At 63.4% G+C, this 4,516-nt stretch carries 5 protein-coding genes; 2 read left to right on the top strand and 3 right to left on the bottom strand.

The genetic code is table 11. The features are described from left to right. The coding region (locus RMO81_RS02805) for an acyl-CoA dehydrogenase family protein (RefSeq protein WP_310474212.1) at positions 1-85 on the top strand (85 nt) is incomplete at its 5' end. A gap of 7 nt (positions 86-92) precedes the next feature. On the opposite strand, the gene RMO81_RS02800 is transcribed toward RMO81_RS02805, so the two are convergent. Beyond that, positions 93-605 carry a nuclear transport factor 2 family protein gene (locus RMO81_RS02800; RefSeq protein WP_310474211.1) on the bottom strand — a complete coding sequence of 171 codons (513 nt, stop codon included), beginning with the start codon at positions 603-605 and terminating at the stop codon, positions 93-95. Between the two features lie 134 nt (positions 606-739). On the opposite strand from RMO81_RS02800, the gene RMO81_RS02795 reads away from it, so the two are divergent. Then, entirely contained in the window at positions 740-1,852 is a 1,113-nt protein-coding gene (locus RMO81_RS02795; protein WP_310474210.1) for a fatty acid desaturase, read from the top strand. A gap of 145 nt (positions 1,853-1,997) precedes the next feature. On the opposite strand, the gene RMO81_RS02790 is transcribed toward RMO81_RS02795, so the two are convergent. After that, entirely contained in the window at positions 1,998-3,728 is a 1,731-nt protein-coding gene (locus RMO81_RS02790; protein ID WP_310474209.1) for an NAD(P)/FAD-dependent oxidoreductase, read from the bottom strand. A gap of 166 nt (positions 3,729-3,894) precedes the next feature. Next, the coding region (gene pufC / locus RMO81_RS02785; RefSeq protein ID WP_310474208.1) for a photosynthetic reaction center cytochrome PufC at positions 3,895-4,516 on the bottom strand (622 nt) is incomplete at its 5' end.

The raw sequence follows: 4,516 nt of genomic DNA, 5'->3' as shown, positions 1-4,516 counted from the left end.
CCGCCTGTGGCGCGATGCGCGCGTGCAGCGGATTTACGGCGGCACGAGCGAAATCATGAAGCTGGTGGTGTCGCGGACGATCTGAGCAGGCATTAAGGGCGCGGCGTCGGTAACATCGATTCCGCGCCGCGTGCTGTTGTGATCGGGTCGGCGTGGCGGTGTACAAGCCGCCATTGCCGGCCCGCTCGCTGATAGACGCTCGTTACCCGGGCCGAGAAATCAGCGAAATCGGGGCTGGCGCCCAGCCTGGCGCGGCCGTTCTCGATCTCGACCAGCACGAATTGGTCGCCGGCGCCATAAGTCGCCACGCGTTCCACACTGCGTACACTGCCGTCGCGGTATTTGGTGGCGGCATTGGCCAGCCGGGCGCGCACTTCAGCCGGACCTTTGCCGAACGGACCGAACGGGTTGCCCAGCGTGATGTCGTCGGAATCGGCAAAAAGCGCAGCATAGCCGGACGGATCGCCGTTCAGGATCTTGCGCAAGGCTTCGTGACTTTGCGTCACCGCCTGTTCGAGCGCCAGCGGCAGCGCCGGGGCCTTGCCCAGTGCGGCACTGGCAAGCAGGGCGCTGGCACCCGCGATGATGAATCCCGCTTTCAGCATGGCTTCCTCCCCTGATTTGCGCCCGAGTCTAGCGAAGCCGCGACATCGCGGCCAGCCAAATGCGGCATTTTCCGGAATGGCGCGGCCGGGTTTCTGCCCTTATCGGGTCGCATTCCTCTGCCATAAGCGACCCCATGATGACTGCAACTGCCGCTCGTTTTGCCGAAACCGCCCCCAGCCCGCGTGAAAATGCCGGGTCGATGGCCGGTGAGGACGTGGCGATGATCAAGCTGGCAGCCACGCTCGGCCGCGAACTGGGCGTGTACAAGCCTGCCGTCTATTGGGCCGACACGCTGGCTTCGGCCGCGCTGGGCTGGGGCGCGCTGACGGCGTTGATCTTGGCTGATGGCCTGCCGGTGGCCGCCACCGCTGCGCTGGCCTTCGTCGCCGTGCTCGCGCTCTACCGGCTGGGCAGTTTCATCCACGAAATCACCCATATGAAGGATGATTCGGTGTCGGGTTATCGCCTGGGCTGGAACCTCGTGGCCGGCATTCCGCTGATGATCCCCAGTTTCATGTATGAAGGCGTGCACAATCTGCATCACGCCCGCAACCGGTACGGCACGGTGCGCGATCCCGAATATATGGCGCTGGCGCTGAAGCCGAAGATCAGCCTGCCGCTGTTCGTTTTGGTCGCCGCGCTGGGACCGATTGGGCTGATCATCCGCTGGGGCCTGCTGGCGCCGCTGTCGCTGCTGAAGCCGGTGCGTGATTTTGTTCGCGCGCGGCTTTCGGCGCTGTCGATCAACCCGGATTTCCGCCGCGATCCCCCCCAGGGTCCGGCGATGACACGCTGGAACGTGATGGAGGTGGCGACCTCCGCCTTCATCATCGCCGTGCTCGCTGCGGTCGCCACCGGCCTTATCCCGCTGCGGGCGTTCGGCATCTGGCTCGCCGTGCTGTCGGCCAGCATGGTGATCAACCAGATCCGCACGCTGGCTGCCCACCTTTGGGAGAATGACGGCAAGGTGATGACCATCACCGGCCAGTATCTCGACAGTGTGAACGTGCCGCCGCCGGCGCTGCTGCCGGAACTGTGGGCACCCGTTGGCCTGCGCTACCACGCACTGCACCATCTGCTGCCCAGCGTGCCCTATCACGCGCTACCAGAGGCACATCGCCGGCTGCTGGCAGAACTGCCGGCTGACAATAGCTATCACGGCGGCAACCACCCCACACTGGCCAGCGTCATCGCCCGGTTGTGGGCGAGTGCGGGAACGGCGCGGGCTTCGACTGGCACGAATTGAAGAACCAGGAAAAGGGCCTCCGGCGGGCAGGCCTGAGGCCTGCACCCATTTGATTTTCCCGCCCTTAAGCCCCGCGAAGCACACGCCAACGAAAGTGGGTCCAGGGCCTCAGGCCCTGGCCGCCGGAGGCATCTCTGCCTGGCCTTCAAACCCGGCCGTGTTCCTGCATCCACGCCGCCACACGGCCCATCGCCATGTCCAGCAAGTGCGGCGCCATGTTTTCGGGCGGCGGCGGCAGGCTATCGAACTTCCGGCTTTCGTGCAGCACCTGATCACCGCGGGCGATGACAAAGCCTTCCCAGCCCTTGTCGGCCACCGTGTTGCAGATGTTGGTGTAGACATCGAGGCCGCCGGTATAGGCCATGAAACGGCGCGGTTTGCCCGGCACGTTGGCGCCCATGTACCAGCTATTGGTCTGGGTGAAGAGCGTCATGGCGGCCATCTGGTCGCAATGGTCGGTCCAGGTCTGTTCGGCTTCACGGCTGGCTTCGATACGGCCAGCCTGGCTGGCGTTCAGATGCGCGATGATGCGGGCGACATAGTCCACATGCTGTTCGATGCTGTTGATCATGTTGGTCAGCACTGATGGGCTGCCGGGGCCCGTGATCAGGAACAGATTGGGGAAGCCGGCGACCATCAGGCCAAGATAGGTTTCCGGGCCGGCGGCCCAATGTTCCTTGATCGTCTCGCCGTTCACCCCGCGGATATCGATCCGCTCGATGGCGCCGGTCATCGCGTCAAAGCCGGTGGCGAGCACGACGGCATCGAAATCGAAGCTGTGATCCTTGGTCTTGATGCCGGTGGCGGTGAAGCGTTCCAGCGGATCGGCGCGCAGATCGATCAGTTCGACATTGTCGCGGTTGTAGGTGGCGTAATAGCCGGTATCCACGCACGGTCGCTTGGTGCCGAACGGGTGATCCTTTGGGGTGAGCAAATCGGCGACCTTGGGGTCTTTCACCTGTTCGCGGATCTTGCCCGCGATGAAATCGGCGATGATCTTGTTGGCTGCCGGATCGATGGCCTGATCGACATAGCCGCTCAGAATGCGGAAGCCGCCCCAGGCCCAGCGTCGTTCCAGTTCGGCCTTGATGTCATCTGGCGCGGTCTGGGTGGCCAGGGCATCTGCGCTGGCATCGTTCCAGAAGCCGCCAGAAGTGGCGCGCGATCGAGCGCCGAAAGCCCGCGGATCAGCCAGCCATTCCTTGTAATCATCTTCCGGAATCGGGCCATTGTGCGCCGGCGTCGAATAATTGGGGGTGCGCTGAAACACGGTCAGGTGCGCTGCCGATTCAGCGATGATCGGGATGGACTGGATCGCCGATGAGCCCGTGCCGATAATGCCCACCCGCTGCCCACTGAAATCCACACCGCCGTGCGGCCATTTCGATGTGCGATAGATGGTGCCCTTGTAATCCTCGATGCCGGGGAAGCTGACATCGGTCGGCACCGACAGGCAGCCAGTGGCCATCACCACGAAGCGGGCGGGAATGACCTCGCCGTTGTCGAGCGTGACGTTCCAGGCATCGGCAGCAGCATCCCAATGGGCCGCCGTCACCTTGGTGTGGAAGCTGATGTCCTTCTTCAGGTCAAAGCGGTCGGCGACATGGTTGGCATAGGCGAGCAGTTCGGGCTGCGGCGCATAGCGTTCCGACCAGCGCCATTCCTTCTCCAGATTTTCATCAAAACCAAAGCTGTAATCGAGGCTTTGGATATCGACGCGAGCGCCGGGATAGCGGTTCCAGTACCAGGTGCCGCCAACGCCGCTGCCGGCTTCGATCACTCGTACCTTCAGGCCCTGCTCGCGGCATTTCAGCAGCATGTACATGCCGGAAAAACCGGCACCGACGATCAGCACATCCAGACGGTCCGCCATCATCTTCTCCCCAAGAGCAGTGCCCCTCTCCAAGGGCATGTCTGCCACACGCTACCACGCACCGGCTTGCGGCAAAGCTGGGATTATTGGGTGCGTCGGATGGGGCCATGACGTGACAAGGCCCGGCATCTTGCGATGCCGGGCCCTGCCTTGCCTGCTGCGTATTTACTCAAGCGACGGGCTTCACAGCCCCAAAGCTCTCTGGCGCCGCTGCAGCGGTCTCGGTTGGAGCCGGGGTTGCGGCCACGGCGGCGGGTGCCACCGGAGCAGCGCCCTTCAGCGCCGGATAGTCCTTCAGCATCTTCACCCCGCCCAGCGGCTTGCTCACGCCCTGGTGGCAGGTGGCGCAGTTCACCTTCAGCGGATCGCCGTGCGGGCCGCGGCGGTTGCCATAAGCACCCTTGCCATTGGCGGGCCACACGTCACCCAGAGCGGTGATGTAGTTGTTGTTGACGTCACGCACCATGCGGATGCCGTACCAGGCGTTCACACGCTGCGGCCGGCTGTCTTCCCACTTCGCGAAGTTGTTGCTGTTGTGGCAGAAAGTGCAGTTCACGCCCAGGCCCTGGCTCATGTGCATCATGAGGCCATAGGTTTTTTCGGTGGACTGGATGGCGGCGTTGCTAGCGGCGGTGGGGAATTCCTTGCCACCCACGCGGATATTTTCCTTGCCGGCCAGATAATCCGTGAACGGATCAAAGTTCAGCGAGGCATAGGCCACGGATTTCGCCGGGGTGTTGCCGCCATATTTCTTGCCAGTGATGTTGCCCGGTTCCGGCATTGCGGTTGAC

This window comes from Sandarakinorhabdus sp., assembly GCF_031422795.1.
In the GTDB taxonomy this organism is placed as follows: Bacteria; Pseudomonadota; Alphaproteobacteria; order Sphingomonadales; family Sphingomonadaceae; genus Sandarakinorhabdus.
The sequence above is the reverse complement of the archived record's forward strand: the minus strand, read 5'-3'. Positions and strand labels throughout refer to the sequence as shown.